A 16,497-nucleotide genomic window follows, 5' to 3' on the forward strand; every position below is an offset into this window, starting at 1 on the left:
TAAATCAGCTGTTAGCCGAGTATTACCAGAAAGGAAGAATGGAAGCGCAGGATGTCTTTCTGACCGCCATTGAAAAAACCAATCAGATGACCGAAATTCTACGCACCCCGCCTTTATCTTCTGACGAACTGGAAGCGATTGTCAGCCAGATCAAGGAAGGTGATCACATCCATTCATGAAATTAACCTCTGATAATTCAATCAGCATCCGAACCCTGAAACAGGTCATGGAAAAAACAATCAATGCCGTGGTCATTACTGACAGGCAGGGTCTTCCTGAGAAAGCAGGTGAAAGGATGAAGGCCGCAACTCTGTTGCCGACCGTATGATCGTCTGGTCATTTCTGATCGAGCATGTGGCGGACTTTTTGTGCCAGCTTCAATGGTGAGAATGGTTTCTGGAGGAAGGTGAACTCTGTTGCTAAGACGCCATGTCGAATCACCGCGTCGTCGGTGTAGCCTGACATGAACAGAATTTTGCAATCGGGGTGGATCTGATGAACTTTCTCAGCCAGTTCGCGCCCGCTCAGATGAGGCATCACGACATCAGAGATGAGCAGATCGACGGCATCTCCCTTGATTTGCATGAATTCGAGCGCTTCTTTGCCATTGGTCGCCAGGTGAATTGTGTACCCGTAGTTATTCAGAATCTGAGCGGTAAGCGTTCTGACCGCTTCTTCATCTTCTGCGATCAGAATCGTTTCTGTGCCGCGAGAAACTGAAAGTGTTGTTGCTTTTGGATCATATTCAGCACCAGACGTTATCGTAGCCGGCAGATAGACTTTGAATGTCGTTCCCTGCTCTATCTCACTGTAAACGGTTATAGTTCCACCAGTTTGCTTCACTATGCCATGGACTGTTGAAAGTCCCAACCCAGATCCCTTACCGACATCTTTCGTTGTAAAAAACGGCTCAAAAATTTTAGGTTTAACATCCTCAGGAATACCCGAACCGCTATCGCTCATGGTAAGTAGAACAAAGCGGCCTGGCTGGAGATTCGGGATGAGCTGACAATAAGTCTCGTCCAGATCCATCATGCAGGTGGCAATTGAGAGTGTTCCGCCACGAGGCATGGCATCGCGGGCGTTCACTGCCAGATTGAGTAGCACCTGCTCGAGGTGACTGGGGTCCATTTTCACTTGATCTAGTCTGCGTTCCAGGGAGACTTGAAGCAGAATATCTTCACCAATCAACCTGCGCAGCATATTTTCCGTGCCGCGGATCAGTTCGTTCAGGTCGATCAGTTTGGGTTCGATGACATGTTGCCGACTGAAAGTCAATAACTGCTTCGTGAGTCCTGCCGCCTTATCACCTGCATCCAGGATATGCGAAATCCATTCCCGTAACGGGAAATCCTCTCCTAGATCGTCGAGAAGCATTTCGCTGTAACTGTTGATAATGGTGAGCAGATTGTTGAAATCGTGAGCAATTCCCCCAGCTAGTTTCCCGACAGCTTCCATTTTCTGGGCCTGATGAAACTGTTCTTCCAGATTTTTCCGGGCCGTGACATCGGTTTGAATACCCACAAAGTGGGACAACTTTCCTTCGGGAGAATAAACAGGGGATATCGAAAGTTGATTCCAGAAAGCCGTGCCATCTTTTCGATAGTTTAAGATCTCGACATCACACTTGCGGCGATCACGAATCGCATTACGGATTTGCGTTACGGTTTCCGGATTCGTTCTGGCTCCCTGAAGGAAGCGGCAATTCGTGCCAAGGACTTCCTGTGCCGTGTATCCCGTAATCAGTTCAAAACCCTTGCTGGCGAAGACGATCGTATTATCAGGATCACTGGCGTCTGTTATCAGAATTCCCTGTGAAACCGCCTGAATGGCCCGATCACGCAGATGAAGTGTTTCCTGGGCCAGTTTTCGTTCCGTCAAGTCCATCATGCCACCGATCATACGGATTGCGACTCCGTTTTCATCGTGCAACACATGCCCGCGGTCAAGCACATAGGCATAGGAGCCATCTTTGCGGAGGAATCGATACTCTCCTTCCCAGGATTCAACACCCGACTCGATGGCCTGATGGACTTGATCGATGACCCAGGCTCTGTCATCTGAATGGATTCGGTTGTACCACGATTCGATCGTCGGCTCGACATCGTCACGAGAAAATCCAAAGAGGGTCTCAAAGCCATCCCCCCACCACAACGATTGAGTTTTCAGGTCCCAATCCCAAATGGCATCGTTGGTCGCTTTGGTGAGTAGTCGAAATCTCGCTTCATTGGCTTCGAGAGCTATATTGGCTTCTTTACGCTCCGTGATATCTTGAGCAACCCCGGCGACCCGGAATACATTGCCTTGTTGATCTCGGATGGGAAACGCCTTGTCAGAAATCCAGTGGATCGATTCATCGGGACGGATGATGCGGTATTCGACATTGTACCCTGTAAGGGCTTCATTTTGTATAACCTGCTGAATTCGAGGCAGGTCGTCCGGATGAATCGTTTCCAGCCACAAATTGGGATTTTCATATAGCTCATGACAGGGATATCCCCAGATCCGTTCAAAGCTGGGACTGATGTAGAGTATCTCGGAAGTGCTGGGAACACTCAGCCAGAAGACTTCTTCAATATTCTCGGCGAGTTGTCGGAATCGCTCCTGGGTTTCTCGTCTGGCCAGTTCTGCTTCGCGTTGTTCAGTGACATCTCGTGAGATTCCAATGGTACCGATGACATTGCCGTACTGGTCACGATAAGGAACTTTGTGGGCACTAAATGTTCTTGAACCTTCGGATGTTACCAAAATTTCTTCGATCGTCTGGAGTTCGTTCGACTCCATGACTTTGCGATCATTTTCCATAATTCGCTGTGCATCTGGTACAGGAAAGACTTCCGTATCGTCCTTTCCGATAACTTCCTGTATCGGTTTGCCGACGAATTTTGCCGCGGCCTGATTGAACAGCAGATATCGTCCTTCGCGATTCTTGACGAAGACAGCATCATTGACACCATTGACAACGGCCTGTAACAATTCTGATGTCTGGGTTGCTTTAGCTTCTGCCTGACGTTGCTCTGACAGATCTCTAGCCTGGATCAGGCAGGCGGGACGTCCTGCGAACTCCAATCCATACGCAAAGATCTCGACTTCAAATATTTCACCCGACTTACGCTGATGTTTCCAGATTCCTCGTTGTTCTTTGCCAGTTCCTGATTTAGCCAGCATCTCTTTAAGACGCGCGATTTCCTCGGCAAGCCGAATTTCTTCGATTGTCATCGTCAAAAACTCTTCGCGGGTGTACCCGTAAGAATCGACTGCAGCATCGTTGACTGCCAGATAGCGAAGCGTTTCCCTGTCGTAAACAAACAGGGGATCGGTAACCGAATTGAACAGTCCCCGGTAGCGTGCTTCACTTTCACGAAGCGACGCTTCGGTTTCTCGATGCTGCTCCAGTAGCTGTTCGAGGGAGTGGTTGGCCTGCGATAACTGCTGGACCTTTTCATTCAGCTTGTGGACTAAGACACTGGAATATTGTTCCAGTATTTTTGGGCTGTTGATTGACTGTTTTTTTAGCTGTTTCGTCTCGGGAAAATCTGGGGAGAGAAGTTCATCAATTCTTGCTTTAAGCAGGTCAGGCTCAGCTGGTTTGATCAGAAAAGCGTCGGCACCGAGTTCAAGTGCCAGTTGTTCATCCTCTGTAGTTGTGTAGGTTGCCGTGTAAACAAAGAATGGAATGGAGTGCAGTTGTTTCCGGGATTTCCACTTACGGAGCAGTTCATAACCATCCATCTGAGGCATGAGGAGATCAGAAATGATCAGGTCGGGAGTGTTCTGCTCAGCACAGGTGAGCGCCTCCTGGCCGTTTTTTGCTTCTTCGACCTGATGACCACTTCCTTGCAGTATGACTCTGAGAAAATAAAGATTTCTTTCATCGTCATCAACAATTAAAATATGACTCATCACCGGCCCCCTTTGTCTGATGCTTCAAGAAATTGCTCGACCTCGAAAACGAATGAACTGGGGTCAATCGGTTTTTCAATATATCCTTCTGCTCCCGCATCCAGACACTTCTGCCGATCACCAGGCATCGCATAGGATGTGACGGCCACAATAGGAATCGATTTCAATTGTGGATGCTGTTTTAAGTGACGCATCACAGAATATCCATCCATCTCGGGCAGTTGGATATCAAGGAGTATCAAATCCGGTTTGATTTTGATGGCCATGTCTAATCCACTTGATCCGGTTTCGGCTTCAAATACTTCATGCCCACCTTTCGTCAGCAGAAAGGTTACCAGGTAACGATTATTGGGGTTGTCTTCAATGATCAGCAGACGTGACTTCATATTTTCTCCGCAGGAGTAAGTGGTAATTTCACGGTTAAAGTGCTGCCATAACCCCATTGACTTTCGATGTCAATCGCTCCCCCCATCAGTTCAACCAGGCGCCTGCAAATTGCCAGTCCCAGACCGGTTCCATCATGTTTTCGCGAAGTTCCCGAATCAATCTGCCGGAATGGTTCAAACACGTATTCCAGGTCCTCCTGTTTAATTCCAATTCCGGTGTCAGAGACCTTGATCTGTAAGATTTCTTTCGCAGATTCTGTCCGGGAATTGTCGTAGAGGATAACGGCTTCAAGCTGAATTTCCCCCTGCTCAGTGTATTTGACGGCATTACTCAACAGATTCAACAGAATTTGCTCAAAGCGTCGTCGGTCACTTTTTAACTGGTTCAACTCGGGTGGAAGGTGAGTCTGCAGGGTCAGGTTCTGGTTATCGATCTGGGGACGCATGATTTTGAGCACATTTTCGATCGACTGACGAATATCGAAAAATTCCTGACAGACTTCGAGTTGTCCTGCTTCGATTTTTGAAATATCCAGAACATCGTTGACGAGTGCCAGTAAATGACGGGCGCTGTCTTGAACCATGGTGAGTTGCTTTTGCTGCTCCTGATTGAGAGGACCTGCCATCTCTTGGAGAATGATTCCTGTGAACCCGATGATGGAATTCAACGGGGTCCGCAATTCGTGAGACATTGTCGCCAGAAATGCCGATTTAACCTGGTCGGCAGCCTCGGCCTGCTCTCGCATTTGCCGTTCCACCTCGATTCGCCTGCGGTCCGTAATGTCAGTTCCAATACTCAGAATCTCGGTGACATTATCATGATCGTTATGTTGAACCCGGTTCGTCCAATCGATCAAAACACGTTTCCCGTTGCGGCATATATTCTCATTGACCAGGTGTTCGTGTGTCTCTGGAGAATTGCAGATTTCTTCGATCAGTAAACTCAAATCACGTCCATTACTTTCCGTGGAGGGCACGATCGTCCCCATCACATTCTGACCGACAATTTCGCCATAGGAGTATCCGAAAAATTCGCACCCGAAACGATTCATAAACTGAATTCGACCGCTTCGATCCCAACGCAGAATAATACTGTTGGCCTGTTCGACCAGTTCTCGATACTTATGCTCGCTTCTGGCCAGTTGGATTTCTGCCTGTTTCCGATCGGAAATATCAATTCCCATGCCTACCAGGCACAGTTTGCCTTTATAAAGTACGCGACTGCCAGTGAAAAAATACGGGGTTGCTGTCCCCTGTTTGTCGATAAATCTTGCTTCCAGAAAAGATTCTCCATGCGCAAATACTTCCTGAATGCGTTCTTCGACTCGCAAAATATCGTTCCCATGGAAAAAATCCCGAGGATGCAGATGTAGGATCTCGCTGTCAGAATAGCCGGAAACAGTCTCGAAGTTTTTGTTCCAGCGCAGGAATAAACCCGCGGAGTCGTAGAAATAAATGATCCCCGGCATGGACTCGATCATCGTGTCAGCAAATATTTTTTCATTCCGTAACGCCTCTTTAACTTCACTGAGAGCGCGATAAGCCTGACTGGCAATTTTAAAAGTTCTGTTCAGGAGAATGACCAACAGTAAAGTCGTCACTGTAACAAACGCAATGCCTTTGTAGGTTCCTAAAAGAGCAACCCGCGAGGGATCAGACACAACGGCGATCAGAATTCTATCCGAAAATAAGATCCAGAGAATGCCTGAAATTGCATATGCAGCCGCAATAGTTGCCGTTCGAACCTTGAACCACTGGTTCAATTGCTCAATGGACCAATTCGGAGACATGGAGGTATTACGAATAGTCACTATCTTCCTCCAGTCATGAACATGTTTCCCCAATCGTCACTAGCTGATTAAGCGAATAAGAGCATTTTGCTCTCCCATTGCGGTCACATGGATTTTCCAATTAATGATTGATATGGGTTTGATCCCGCAGATCGTCATAAGTTAATCTAAGATTTCACATAGTAGGTCGGATAGGAGCCACTCAAGGCATGGATTGTAACAATTGCTGTTTCTCATGTCTAAAACGAAGTGATTTTTTCCACTTCTGCTGTCATTCTCTTGTTGAAATCCGAGAAGCGCTGTCGAGCAAATTATTATTCTGCGACCAATACTGTTTCTGTGTAGACTTTCCGCGAGAGAAACCCCGTTTTCAATTAATTGATCCACTTCAGCTTCATGTTGTTTAACCTGCGTCGGTGTAATCGCCAGCCGTGTGATTCGCTCAAGAATCGCGGCGAACAATGTACATCGTTGAGTGATTCACTACCAGATCAAAACGAGGTAGAAATCACTGATGTCACGTTGCAGGAACCTGAGGTTTCTGCGGAACACAACCTTTCCGCCCTTCCCTGCAGGCATCGGCTGCCAACCTGCTTCATGCGACTGGAAATGGTAAATCGAAAAGAATCTGGTCCCGTCATTAATTCTCGGAATTTTGACCTGGGTGGAGACATAACTGCAGACGGCCGGACTCTCCTTTTCTGTTCCGTTCGTAATGCGTCACCGCCCGGCAATCGTGATTAATGGATTGGTATCTGACACGAATGGCACTGCCTGTTGTGGTGTAATGGTTTAGGTTCATACTAGTGCCCTCTGCATTTTATGATGAGACCGGGGCACCTTCAGCAAAGCCAGCACTTTAGGGCGGCGTTTATTGGCTCTAGGCTCTACGCGCCCGGCGCGTTGTCCCACACGTTCGCTGCAGGGAACCTGCTGTCCGAGTGCGGCTAACTCAGCGCAGATGCCGGTAACGATCCCTGGCAACCAGTTTGTCCCCAGCAGCTGCTGCGTGGTGGTAAAAGAAAGTGAGCGCGGATCACGGCCTGTTGCCATGCCACTCTGCAGCATCTTCAACCGAATCAGATTGTACGCCAGCAGGCACGACCAGAGTTCGGTGAGCACCATGGCAGGCGTTTTCGCACGCAGGATATCCATGCCCAGAGAACACTTGATGCTGCGAATATCCAGTTCGATCAGCCAGCGGCTCTGATACACGGCGGCGATCCAGTGTGCCGGGCATGCTTTCCGATCTGTAATCGTGGTAGCGATCGTAAATGTTTTGGCACGAGATCCCGGTTGGCTGACTTGCACATCAACCAGGCGCACGGTCAGTGTCTCCGGCTGTTGCCAATATTCAGCTTTACTCATCCAGTCAGGACAGACGGGAGGACGTGACCACGTCACCAGTCTCTCCCGTTTGCTCAACCGCCGTGCATTTTGGGGATGATCGTCACGCAGGTGATGATTCTTCATCAGTATTTGAACGCCCCGCGCACGGCACGCACCCACCAGCCAGTACGTGCAGTAATACGAATCCGCAACCAGTGTATCTCCCGGTCGGAGTACATCGAGCATTTGCCAGAGCAGGACCGTTTCACCACTGCCTTTACCACTGTAAGACCCGCTCACCAGATCGACCAGCAGTCCGGTGGTCATCGAGATCAGAGAAACGCAGCGTAGCACGGGGAACCCGAGCCCCGGTTTCTGAACCGGGTTCTGCGGATAGGCCCGCTGATTCTCAGGAGTGTCGGCCGTGGTGATGGTGCAGCCATCGACTAGCAGGATGCGACCGCTGATACCTTGCGACTTCGCATCGGCCACGGCGGGAGGGCTCAGACGGTCAGCCGACTGTTCTCTGGTCTGGACACAGTTCTGCTCGCAGGCGGCTTCGGCATCGGCTGCAATTTGCTGGACAATTTCGCGGATCGCAGTGAAGGAAAGTTTGAGTCGCGCCCGACAATAAGCACCCGTATTGGTGCTGCAGACACGTCGGCCCAGCGCCACCCATAAACTGGCAACACGGATGACGGCAGCTTTACAGCTGCGATGCTCTTGACAATAAAATACCTGAGAGAGCAGCGCCCAGAGAGTGATCGCGGGTGTGTAGACGGCGTCCTGGTCGGAACCAAAATGGATATCGTGTTTGTCAAACACCTGCTGCCAGCGCTGATCATCGATCACATCTGTCAGCGGGAGTGAATCATCTTGCAGCATTGAGCGTTTGAAAATGGAAAATGATGCAGCATTCAAACGGGAATTTGATATAAATGGCATAGGACCTTCCCTGGTCAAATATCTTTCCCAGAACAACCCAGGGAAGGCCTTGCCAGAACGCAGCATAATGCCAGGAGAGGTTTTGCCAAACTCAATTTCCAGCGAACTGGCAAATAATCAAAAAATTAAACACGTGACAGCGTCACTAAGGGATCGTTGCGCAGCTACATCTCAAAAAATCAGCGGCAGTGCCATTCGTGTCAGGAACCTTTTATTTTCCTGGACAGGTAAAATGAATGAAAGACAGCTTCAGAGGTGGAAAGATTTTTCAGGATGAGAACAATGAACGCACTTGCCCGTGGTATTTCTCGGTTAGAAGCAATTTCTGCTGAATTTAATTATGATTTAGCACGACAATATGCCATTTGTGTGAAAGAATATTTACGTGTAATTCGACGAATTACTCACGACACACCCATTTTCAATGTATCTGGAAATTTTGAAATTGAATTAGCAACAGATGTCAAAGAGAGACTCGAAGCATTTCTAAGCAATAAAAAAGATTATGCCCCAACGACTAAACATATTTGTTACTGGTATTTACTAGAATTGCATTCAATGGATTTAGGATTAAAACCGAACGAGGTAAGTGTTTATGAACCATTGATACAGATTCTTGAGGCAGGAGGAGATTTCTATGAGCATAATGGCGCAATATGTCTAAGAGATGCAGTGATGATTCCATTCATGCGATAGGATCGGAAGCCAAAAAAGTGTCTGGGCCGAATGGCACCTTTTCTGTTTCCTGACACCTTTTTCAGGTCCCAACGAAGCACACATCCATCCTGGTGAATTGATCGCTGAGATCGAGCGGGATTCGCAAATTGACAAGAGACTGGCCGCGGCACGGAACGAAGACGCTAAGTTTTGAGCAGTTCAACATGGTAAAACAACTTCCCGAGGAAGTTCGCAAGTATATCTGGTTAACGTGGCTTGACCTTTCAATTAACCATCAGCGCTCTTGCCGAGATCATACGGAAAGAACCGTAATTTTTTATCACATATAACGGCAATTCCCGATATACACGTTTATAGAAATGAGGATTGCAATGAAAGCGATCGTACTGAAATCATTTGGCGGCCCGGAATCGTTCGAACTTTGTGACGTACCCACGCCCGTGCCGCACTCTGGCGAGGTCCTGGTCCGGGTACATGCCACCTCTATCAATCCGTTGGATTTCCAGGTCCGACGTGGCGATTATCCGGACCTGGTGCAACTGCCGGCCATTACCGGACACGACGTATCTGGCGTTGTCGAAGAAGTCGGGCCGGGTGTGACCACCTTCTCTCCCGGAGACGAAGTCTGGTACACCCCGCAAATATTTGACGGGCCAGGAAGTTATGCCGAGTACCACGTTGCCGCCGAAAGCATTATCGGAAAAAAACCTGCTTCGTTGAGCCATCTTGAGGCGGCAAGCCTGACCCTGGTTGGTGGGACTGCGTGGGAAGCACTGGTCGTCCGTGCGGCGCTAAGAGTGGGGGAAAGCATTCTGGTACACGGCGGCGCGGGAGGCGTCGGTCATGTGGCGATCCAGCTCGCAAAAGCCATGGGAGCGAGGGTGTTTACGACCGTGCGCGAAGCAAACTTTGAGTTCGCACGCAGTTTGGGGGCCGATGTGCTCATCGACTACAAACAGGAGGATTATGTCGACGCGATTATGCGGGAAACGGGTGGCCGCGGAGTCGATGTCGTATTCGACACCATCGGCGGCAACACATTGACGCGCAGCCCCGACACGCTCGCGCAACTGGGCCGCGTTGTCTCGATCGTGGACATTGCACAGCCACAAAACGTCATTCAGGCCTGGGGTAAGAACGCGAGTTATCACTTCGTTTTCACTAGACAAAACCGCGGCAAGCTTGATGAGTTGAGCGCATTGATAGAGCGCGGTCAACTGCAGCCACACGTAGGCGCCGTCTATTCGCTTGCCGACATTCCGCTCGCCCATACCCGGCTGGAGAGTTCCAATAACGGTGTTCAAGGAAAGATCGCAATTGCAGTCGAAGATTAATAACTTAATTGCATTTTGGTTGCATTAAATTATGAGGTTGTCATCACATGCGTTTGACATTTTATCTGCTTGCAGAAATTTCTAACGAATCAGAATCAGGCAAGAGAGCATTACTGACTTTAAATCAATCGGAAGTTACGGAAGAGAGGTTAGCCGATTACCTGGATTCCGAATTAGCAGATCTGGGAGTCACAGGTGGAGTTATCCGATGTTGGATTGAGGATGATAGAAGTGGCTTTGAAGTTACATATACAGTTCCAGAAAACTTCAGCGACGAGATGGTGGAGAAATTAAAGGAATTTACTGTCGCTCAGCTTGACGATGGTGTGGGAGAGGATGGGTTTGAGTTAGATCTGGATGGCAAACAAATATATTTAAAAGCCGATACAGATGCCTTGATTCAATATGAATTGATTGATGACAGGAAAAAAGTCCGCCGAGCCTCTCGTATCGCAATTGCAGCACGTGAAGGTGAAATATCCACTTTGAGTGAGCTCCTCAAATCATGCACTCAGGAGATAAATAATCTACATCAGGGTTTCTCAGCGCTCCATTTGGCAATTTTATATGGACATTATGAGGCCATAACGTTGTTGATTTCCTACGGTGCTGATCTGAATCAATTTGATGTCGATGATACAACACCACTTGAGTTGTGTGCTTTATCAAATTCATTAGATGATGATCAGAGCTATGAAATTGTAAAACTGCTTCTCAAAAAAGGTGCCAATCCTCAGCATGTCTGCAGCGATGGAGAGACAGCTGAAACGTATGCTCTCTGCAGGAATAAAACAAAGACGGCAAAGTTATTGTCCGACAAAAACTGAGCGGTAAAGTGTTTGCAGACACCTTTTTCTAATCCGGGATCGATGTCACCAGTTCTTCGGCGACGGCTTCCAGGACGTCCGGAGTAATCAGGGAGAGTTCATCGGCGTAACCGACCAGCAGACCCAGGTCGCAGAGTCGATTAATCTTGCGCGGGTTTCCCTGTGTCAGCTCGAACAGTGTCTGGAATGCCTCTGGTTCAAAGACCGGTTCAGAACGGCCTGCGACCTGCAGTCGATGTTCCACGTAGCTCTGCGTTTCTTCTTCGGAAAACGATTTCAGAAGACAACGCACGGCAATCCGATTATCCAGTTGTGACGAGCGCTGCAGATGGCTGAGCAGTAACTGGTCGCCCACCAGCAGCAGTGTGAAGTCGATATCGGAAGTCTGCTGAAAGTTGAGCAGCTGATGCAATGTTTCGAAGATCCGCTGATCGACAATCAGATGCGCTTCGTCGATGACTATCACCGGCTTGTAACCCTGTTCACACAATATCTGCAACTGTCGATGCAGGGCCCGGACGATCCGGTCTTTGCCTGGAACCATCGGTTCAATCCCGGCTTCTTCCGCTCCCAGTTCGACTGCCAGGTACGAAATCAGTTCGATCGGCGACAACTGGGGAAACACGAGATGCACGAATGGCTGATGAATCTCATCCAGCTGACTTTTCAGCACATGACAGAGATAAGACTTTCCGACTCCTGAACCGCCTACCAGCAGACCGGCACCCTTGCAGTTTTCAATCAGATATTCCAGCTTTAACAAGCCAGCCTGATGCGGATTGCTGTCGTAAAAAAAAGAAGCGTCCATCTTTTCTTCAAAGGGACCACTTTTCAGATTCCAGTAGGTCTGATACATAAACTCTGATTCCCGCGTATGTTTCAGTGTCGGAGTGTTTACTGACACTTAATTGATTGATTAAGAGTAGATAATGTATTTGGTTTACCGACGATTACTCCAGCGTTTCGATTTCCCCTGTCAGCCAGGCTGCCGCTTCTGTATCCTGTAAAACGGGCTGATTTCCCGGTGACCTTCTGGGGGACACATAGATCGGATGATCTCCGCCAACCTGCTGAATATGCCCGTGAGGATTTCCCGACTGCTGTCCCAGGGCATGGAAAACGGAAGCCTGATCTGTCCCGGCGAGGGGAGCCTGATCGACTGAGACCGTTTGAATCAGTGACTCCTGCTGACCCGTGCTCTGCGCGTCTGGTTCTGCCAGGGCCGGGGCCTGCAAAGGCAATTTCGCGTCCAGACCAAACTCCATGGAGAGTTCATCACTGGCTCCGAGAACAGGCGCCAGCGATTGAGCCGGTTCTTCTTTCGGGTCTTCCAGTGAACCGAAAAACGACAACAACGCCATCATGGTGAAGACGCTCGCCAGCAGTCCTGTAAAGACCTTAGTCGTCTGATTCCAGCGGAACAGAAAACGGGGCGCAGACGTCGCATATCTTTTCGATATTAATTGCAGAAAATGCTTATAATTGATGGACTTAAGCCAACTCATCACTCGTTCCTTCGAGAGCTGAATAACCTGATTATTGACAGATAAATACCCGATTCCTGAGTATCAGAACCAGTAATCAAATCACCGGTTCCTTCGTTACCTGCTCTATAGAGACGCAGTCAGCGCTCTTCTTGTATCGGTTGCGGGGTGTAGGGCTCTTGACCATTTCACGGACTTGGTAAAACAGGAAGCCCTGGCAGAATGAGTGACTGCTGCGCACACACTTTACCAGAGCGGCACTGTTCAATGATGTCTGTCTTACATGCCCCTGGAGCGACTACGGGAAACCGGGTTACAGGCTAATTTAACCCGAGTACATCCGCCATGGTGTAGAGGCCAGGCTTTTGAGTCACCAGGTATTTTGCAGCAGCCAATGCACCATACACATAGCTGTCGCGGGTATGCCCACGCACGGTGAGGTCAATCGTTTCCCCCATCATGCCGAAGACAATGGTATGCTCGCCGACATTATCGCCCGTGCGCAACGCATGGTAGCCAATCTCGCAGATGGGTCGCGGTCCCGGGCGCCCTTCCCGGCCATGAACGTGGTCCGTCTGGCCCATTTCATCAGCCACGATTTCACCGAAGTGCAATGCGGTTCCACTGGGAGCATCTTCTTTGAATCGATGGTGACGTTCGATGATTTCCACATCGACTCCCCCCGGCGAATTTTTCAGTGAGTGCGAGGCTTCACGAACCAGTTTCATCATCAGGTTCACTGCCAGGCTCATATTGGGGGCCAGAATCAGGGGCGTGGTCTGTGAAGCGGTGAGGACTTCATTCCGCTGCTCGGGTGTCAGCCCCGTGGTCGCGGCGACCAGGCCAATCTGTCGTTCGGCGCAGATACCGGCAATTTTGATCAGACCGGCTGGCAAGGAGAAGTCGATGATCACATCCACACGATCCGTCAACTCTGACTGAATCTCGATCCCGATGGGGCCGATGCCTGCGACTTCGCCAGCATCTTTGCCGAGCGCCGGTGAATTTTCTGATTCCAGTGCGGCTCCCAGCTTCAAATCCGGATCCTGATAGACCAGAACTGCCACGCGCTGCCCCATTCGACCAGCGGCTCCATTCACGCCTATGAGTAGTTGATCGCCCATCTCTGACTCCCGTTCTCTTTGCTATAGATTGTATCTGTCCGTGTGACTGGACACGGCTGCTTCTGATGATCGTAATCGACGCCCCCTGTTTTTTCCATTAGCGCCTGACACTTTCCCCCGTCATTTTTCAGTTTATTTACCTGACGCTTTAATGCTGGTAATCGCCTGTTGCAGTTCCAGCCTGACACTCGATTCCCGTTCGACTGACAATTGTGCTGCCAGCGAGTCCAGCGTCTCCGTTTCTCCCAGCTGTCCCAGGGCCCAGGCTGCCGCGCCCCGGATTAAAGGCTCTGTGTCACTGAGTACTCTTTTCAAAACGGGCACGGCACTTTGATCTCCCCGGTTGCCCAGCACGATGGCTGCATTGCGTAATAAACCCGCCCGTCCCGAGCGCGACATCGGGGTACTCTGAAATCGTTCCTGAAACTGCGCGTCATCCAGTGTCAATAATTCACAGGCATCCAGGGGGGAATACGATTCCACGGGTTGAAACGCAATTTCACGGCTCAGCGGCGTTTTGCGATTCCACGGGCAGACATCCTGGCAGACATCGCAGCCAAACGCCCAGTCCTGCAAACCGGGTCGTAATTCGCTTGGGATCGGCTGATCGCGTAGTTCAATGGTCAGGTAAGAAATACACTTCCGCGCATCCAGAACTCCGCCTTCCACAAAGGCATCGGTGGGACAGGCATCCAGGCAACGTGTGCAGGTGCCGCAATGCGAAGAATGATGGGGCTCATCGTAATCCAGTTCATCGCTCAGCAGCAGCCCTGCCAGAAAAAACCAGCTCCCCTCTGTCTTATTGAGCAGCAATGTATTTTTCCCGATCCACCCCAGGCCGGCCAGCTGTGCGAAATCCCGTTCGAGTAAGGGAGCCGTGTCAACGACGCCCCGCGTTTCACAATCGGGAAACTGCTCGCGAATCAGACGGGAGAGTTGCTTGAGTTTTTTCCGGATCACTTTATGGTAGTCCGTACTGCCCCAGGCATAACGCGAGACCCGCGCTTCCGTTCCCGAGACTGGCGGCGGATCTTCGGTCCGGTAATTCAGCGTTAACATCATTACGCTGCGGACGGAACTCATCACATGTGCGGGGTGCTGGTAAGCGTCTTTGCGGCGTTCGAGATAATTCATCTCACCCGCATAGCCCTGATTCAACCATTCCAGAAAGTGGTGATAGCCTGCAGGAGTGATCGCCGGTGCCAGGCCTGCCAGGTCGAAGCCACACTCGTAAGCCATCTGCTTGATGGCAGCAGACTGCCTGCTCTGATCCTCGGCTGTGACCCCCGTTGCATCTCCCATAATTTTCTCAAAAGCCGATCGTTTTTCAGAGCGAGGGATGAGCCTGCATCTGTTCCCATTGAGTGCGTCCTGCGCTCAGAACATCAGCGTCGTCCCGTTTTTGCAGCGGGGTATAACGGGGATGCCGCGATTCTTTATAGGGATTGTTATGACGCGTATTGTAACAGCAGATAAAACCCCACCGCGGATGTTCGCTCTTATTCTGATCAGAACGATGCAGCAGATTGGAATGAAAAAAGATGGCAGATCCCGGCTTCAAGGTACAGTAAAACAATTCCAGCCGCTCAAGTGCTGCCTGAACCCGTTCCGGATCGGCGCCCGTCTGGTCGCCTACTTTTCCATGATCGATGCGCCCCAGCAGATGACTTCCCCGCAGTACCTGCAGGCAGCCGTTTTCGACCGTCGCACGATCCACGGCGATCATGCAACTGCCCATATCCGGGGAGAGACAGCCGTTGTTGTACCAGTAGCCGTAATCCTGATGCCAGGCCCACGCCCCGCCCACCTTCGCTTCTTTCTGAATCATCTTGTGATGGTAGTGGTAGACTTCATCTCCCAGCAACGCCTCCATGCGGTCCACGACGCGTCGGCAGGAGGCGATTGCACCATAGATATCATCGTGCAGTTCATTCTCGACATTCAGTTTGACCGAGCCCCCTTCCCCATCGGCTCGACTGAAGGTCGCCTGCTGCATGGCCAGATCAGCTCGACCAATCTGACCTAACAAAGTCACTTCTTCCTGACTGAAGAGCGAATCCACAATCAGAAATCCATCTTTCTGAAACGCAGCAACCTGTTTTGCATCTAATAACGCCGCGCTCATCTCACTTCCCCCATAGTCAAACAGAACTTGAATTCATGTGCCAAGGAAGCTGATTAAAAATCGAAAGACGGAGGGTGCCAATACTCAAATCATCCCGTTTCAGAGACTATTCGCATTGAATGTCTCTACACAATTCACACTGTCGGGCAAGCCGACAGTGGCACCCAGACAGGTAACTCGATCAACGAATGGATGCTTCAGTTGGCAACTGCCGACAGTCTTTCTCAGCTCATATAAATACTAAAATCACAGAGTTGATTTGATTAACCGAGGGTGCCACTGTTGGCTGGTCCAACAGTGCCGAATCCTTCTCGGCAACCAATACTCAAATCATCCCGTTACGGAGACTGTTCTCATTGAATGTCTCTACACAATTCACACTGTCGGGCAAGCCGACAGTGGCACCCCTGATTTTTATCAGGCTAGTACACAGTCCCTCCTGAAGGGAAACATTACATTCATTTTAACCTGTTTGCTCACGGATTTCGAGCATCTCCTTCCCCCAAAACAAAAACACAGCCCGTTAACGAACAGACTGTGTTTTGTGTATAGTTCATAAATGCGGACAAAGT

General features: G+C 49.8%; 13 protein-coding genes. 4 read left to right on the plus strand and 9 right to left on the minus strand.

Translation table 11 applies throughout. The features are described 5' to 3' along the window. Nucleotides 1-336: 336 nt before the first annotated feature. The 4 genes from AACZ40_RS13695 to AACZ40_RS13710 form a co-directional block, all read right to left on the minus strand. On the minus strand, nt 337-3,903 hold the full coding sequence (locus tag AACZ40_RS13695; protein ID WP_291170352.1) for a PAS domain S-box protein: 3,567 nt from the start codon (nt 3,901-3,903) through the stop codon (nt 337-339). Further along, nucleotides 3,903-4,289 (minus strand): response regulator, encoded by a 387-nt coding sequence (locus AACZ40_RS13700; protein WP_291170350.1) that lies wholly within the window; start codon nt 4,287-4,289, stop codon nt 3,903-3,905. The genes AACZ40_RS13695 and AACZ40_RS13700 overlap by 1 nt, the downstream gene beginning before the upstream one ends. Further along, the gene (locus AACZ40_RS13705) at nt 4,286-6,100 is read right to left on the minus strand and encodes a PAS domain S-box protein (protein WP_291170348.1); all 1,815 of its coding nucleotides are present in this window, start codon (nt 6,098-6,100) and stop codon (nt 4,286-4,288) included. Before AACZ40_RS13705 ends, AACZ40_RS13700 begins: the two co-directional genes overlap by 4 nt. 777 nt (nt 6,101-6,877) lie before the next feature. Next, the gene (locus AACZ40_RS13710) at nt 6,878-8,293 is read right to left on the minus strand and encodes an IS4 family transposase (RefSeq protein WP_291170346.1); all 1,416 of its coding nucleotides are present in this window, start codon (nt 8,291-8,293) and stop codon (nt 6,878-6,880) included. 13 nt (nt 8,294-8,306) lie between these two features. Between AACZ40_RS13710 and AACZ40_RS13715 the strand changes: the two genes are divergently transcribed. The 4 genes from AACZ40_RS13715 to AACZ40_RS13730 all read left to right on the plus strand — a co-directional run bounded on the left by AACZ40_RS13715 (nt 8,307) and on the right by AACZ40_RS13730 (nt 11,192). Further along, nucleotides 8,307-8,630, plus strand: a complete 324-nt coding sequence (locus AACZ40_RS13715; RefSeq protein ID WP_291170344.1) for a hypothetical protein — start codon at nt 8,307-8,309, stop codon at nt 8,628-8,630. Nucleotides 8,631-8,635: 5 nt separating this feature from the next. Further along, nucleotides 8,636-9,049, plus strand: coding sequence for a hypothetical protein (locus tag AACZ40_RS13720; protein ID WP_291170342.1), 414 nt, complete (start codon nt 8,636-8,638; stop codon nt 9,047-9,049). A gap of 353 nt (nt 9,050-9,402) precedes the next feature. Next, entirely contained in the window at nt 9,403-10,365 is a 963-nt protein-coding gene (locus tag AACZ40_RS13725; protein ID WP_291170340.1) for a zinc-dependent alcohol dehydrogenase family protein, read from the plus strand. A gap of 47 nt (nt 10,366-10,412) precedes the next feature. Then, the gene (locus AACZ40_RS13730; RefSeq protein WP_291170338.1) at nt 10,413-11,192 is read left to right on the plus strand and encodes an ankyrin repeat domain-containing protein; all 780 of its coding nucleotides are present in this window, start codon (nt 10,413-10,415) and stop codon (nt 11,190-11,192) included. Between the two features lie 28 nt (nt 11,193-11,220). On the opposite strand, the gene AACZ40_RS13735 is transcribed toward AACZ40_RS13730, so the two are convergent. The 5 genes from AACZ40_RS13735 to AACZ40_RS13755 all read right to left on the minus strand — a co-directional run bounded on the left by AACZ40_RS13735 (nt 11,221) and on the right by AACZ40_RS13755 (nt 15,925). Beyond that, the gene (locus tag AACZ40_RS13735) at nt 11,221-12,048 is read right to left on the minus strand and encodes an AAA family ATPase (RefSeq protein WP_291170336.1); all 828 of its coding nucleotides are present in this window, start codon (nt 12,046-12,048) and stop codon (nt 11,221-11,223) included. A 94-nt stretch (nt 12,049-12,142) separates the two neighbouring features. Further along, the gene (locus AACZ40_RS13740; RefSeq protein ID WP_291170335.1) at nt 12,143-12,697 is read right to left on the minus strand and encodes a hypothetical protein; all 555 of its coding nucleotides are present in this window, start codon (nt 12,695-12,697) and stop codon (nt 12,143-12,145) included. 299 nt (nt 12,698-12,996) lie between these two features. Further along, entirely contained in the window at nt 12,997-13,800 is an 804-nt protein-coding gene (dapB, locus tag AACZ40_RS13745; RefSeq protein ID WP_291170334.1) for a 4-hydroxy-tetrahydrodipicolinate reductase, read from the minus strand. A gap of 132 nt (nt 13,801-13,932) precedes the next feature. Beyond that, entirely contained in the window at nt 13,933-15,102 is a 1,170-nt protein-coding gene (gene queG, locus AACZ40_RS13750; RefSeq protein WP_291170332.1) for a tRNA epoxyqueuosine(34) reductase QueG, read from the minus strand. A gap of 25 nt (nt 15,103-15,127) precedes the next feature. Beyond that, nucleotides 15,128-15,925 carry a phytanoyl-CoA dioxygenase family protein gene (locus AACZ40_RS13755; protein WP_291170330.1) on the minus strand — a complete coding sequence of 266 codons (798 nt, stop codon included), beginning with the start codon at nt 15,923-15,925 and terminating at the stop codon, nt 15,128-15,130. Between the last annotated feature and the right edge of the window lie 572 nt (nt 15,926-16,497).

The organism is uncultured Gimesia sp. (assembly GCF_963972345.1).
Classification (GTDB): Bacteria; Planctomycetota; Planctomycetia; order Planctomycetales; family Planctomycetaceae; genus Gimesia.